The sequence below is a fragment of the Roseinatronobacter domitianus genome (genome assembly GCF_023336755.1).
In the GTDB taxonomy this organism is placed as follows: Bacteria; Pseudomonadota; Alphaproteobacteria; order Rhodobacterales; family Rhodobacteraceae; genus Roseinatronobacter; species Roseinatronobacter domitianus.
Genome location: NZ_JALZWP010000044.1, coordinates 1 through 2729 on the forward strand (window position 1 = coordinate 1; position 2729 = coordinate 2729).

A 2729-nucleotide genomic window follows, 5' to 3' on the forward strand; every position below is an offset into this window, starting at 1 on the left:
AGACTGACATCGCGTAAGCCGCGATCGGTCGTGTTGGGGTAGCTGTAACTCACCCCCTCAAACCGCAACGCCCGCGACAGGCCAAGACCTGGTGGGATCGACTCTGGAAGCGGCGGCAAATCGCGCGTGGCCGATAATTCCTGCGTCACATGCCGCACAATGCTTGCGCCGAATGCCAGTTTGGTTGCCGAACCGTAGAGCTTGCCCAGCTCCGGCAGGATACGCTGCCCGGCAAAGGCGAACACCCCGATCAGCGGCAGCAATTCCCCCAAGGCGGCACCCTGTTCGTAGCGCGCCCGGTCAACCAGCAATAGGCAAACTACAATAATGCCGCCAAAGGCTACTGACTGGATCACAAATTGCGGAAGGTTCGAGATGACATTGGCCCTGACCTGCACATCCGCCATGGCCAGTGACGGAAGGTGATACCGGTCCAGCGTCTGATGTTCACGACCCGTGATCTTCATGCTTTTTATGCCGCCCAGCGCCTCACCAACGATCCGAAACCGTGCGCCGTTGTGCTGAATGCGCGCGGCTCCCAACCGGTCCAGAAGCTTGCGCGACCACAGGAAAATTACACCATAGCTGCCGCCCAGAACCAGAAGGGCAACCAGCGCGATCACAGGGTCGACCCAGATCACCACAGTCACGATCGCCAGCGCTGTTAGGGTGCTGGCAATCAGTTCCGAGGCTGGGCGGAAGAAACTCGCGACGATCTGCGAACTTTCTATAAGAATGGTTTTGTTAAGGTTGGCTGTGTGCGTGTTCAGAAAATAGGCATAGCGTGATCTTAAATACCGCTCCAGCAAACTCAGGCTGATCGAACAGGTCAGCCTATTCGCGAACTGCAAGACCAGGTAAGTCTTGAGCATTTGAATGAGGTTCGCCAACAAGATGGCAAGAAACGATCCTAAGCCAAGCGCAACAAGAAAAGCATAGTCGCTTTGGAAACCGAATGTCTCGTAAACCCACAATAAGCTGGAATTTTGTTCGATGCGGTCGCGATCCGCGAGCACTGCGAGAAAGGGAAAGATCGACACGACCATGAAGGCAGAGGAGAGCGCTGCCAGGATCACCACGCCCAACATCACTCTTGCGCGCCGTTTTTCAGCGGAATCGAGCAGGTTCCACGCCGTTTTCCAGACGCCTAGATCGGGGGTCGATACGCTGCTCAATGAAAAACTGCCGTGCTTGCTGCAATCCTGAAATGCTCTGCCGCTCTAACGGTTTTCAGCCTAGATGAAAAGGCCGTATCGCCGGCGCTTCATGATCGAGACGGTGCGACGCGTTAATCGCGGCGGGAGCAGGAAAGCGCATCCTTATGTCGTCGAAATCGTCACTTTCGGCCGAAAGGATTCGCATCGGCATAGGCCGATCGCATGCGCTGCTCTTCGGATCGGCAACCGAATGGACGCCGTGTAGGCGATCGTCCGACGGGCCCTGGCCGTGCAGGCCAACAAAGCGGTTTGGCTGATCGGTTATGGCGTTGGCGTCGGCTTTTTCTGAGCTGACCGATTGCGTTGCGCGCAAGGTCCGGGCGCCGATACATCTGGAATGACGTCGCCGGGCGATACAGACTTTCCTTTCCAGCGGAAAACGGCTAACCCGTCAAGATTAGCGCCACGTGTAGAAAGAACGGCAGAATACCCGTGACCAGCTTACCGCTCTCCAATGTCAGCGTATGGAAAGCAGCATGGGGCCTGCTGACCAAGCCCGAAAAGCGGCGGGCAGGCTGGATGCTGGGGATTGTTATCTTTGCCGCACTCTCCTCTGCCTTCATGGTCGTGTCGATCTTTCCCTTTCTTGCGGTGCTCGCGGATCGCGACCGCATCCACGACATGGCGGCCTTGCAATGGGCTTATGATTTTTTCGGCTTCCAAAGCGATTATGGGTTTGTCGTGGGTTTGGGGGTGGCGTCTTTGGTCGTCATTACCCTGTCGAACCTGATCCAGCTTTTGAAAACCTATCTCGTTCTGAAATTCACGACGATGCAGATGCATTCAATCTCTGCACGTCTGTTGCAAACCTACCTGAGCCAACCCTACGAATTTTTTCTGGACCGCCATAGTGGGCATCTTAGCAAGTCGATCCTGGATGAAAGCCTACAGGTTGTCAGTTCGTTCTTCCGTCCCGCAGCAGAATTGATCGCGAGTTTGCTGTCAGCGCTGGCCATCCTCGCAGTGGTGATCTGGACCGACCCGTTGATCGCCTTTGTGGCGTTGATGTTCCTTGGTGGAAGCTATGGTGTTCTGTTTTTTGGGTTGCGCGGGGTGCTGGACCGACTTGGGGTGGCGCGTGTGCAACACAATACCGGGCGCTACCGCGTCGCAAATGAGGCCTTCGGTGGGATCAAGGACATCAAGGCGCTGGGCCGAGAGCGTTTTCTTCTGTCGCGCTTTCGGACAGCAGCGCTTGGCATGGCGGATGTGCAGGTAAAGGCCAACTCGATTTCGGCATTGCCGCAATTTGTCATGCAATCCGTCGCCTTCGGGGGCATCATCCTGCTCTGCTTGTTGCTTGTGGACAGAGCCAGCTACGAAGGCGGCACCGGTCTGGGGGCTCTTGTGCCTGTCATCGGGGTGTTCGCCTTTGCCGGGCAGCGCATCTTGCCGGAATTGTCGAGAATCTACAGTTCCGCTGCAAAGCTGGAATTCGGCGCAAGCGTGGTGCGCCATGTGGCGGGTGAGCTCCTGGTCTCGACGCCGGTGTCGCATCCGCCGAAAGCCGTG

General features: G+C 56.7%; 2 protein-coding genes. One reads left to right on the forward strand and one right to left on the reverse strand.

Going from position 1 to position 2729, the window contains the following annotated elements; genetic code table 11:
* Positions 1–1175 (reverse strand): ABC transporter transmembrane domain-containing protein (locus M3N55_RS16595; RefSeq protein ID WP_249060971.1); only part of this gene is annotated, 1175 nt, incomplete at its 3' end.
* A 474-nt stretch (positions 1176–1649) separates the two neighbouring features.
* On the opposite strand from M3N55_RS16595, the gene M3N55_RS16600 reads away from it, so the two are divergent.
* Positions 1650–2729: ABC transporter transmembrane domain-containing protein (locus tag M3N55_RS16600; RefSeq protein WP_249060972.1), on the forward strand; the 1080-nt coding region annotated here is incomplete at its 3' end.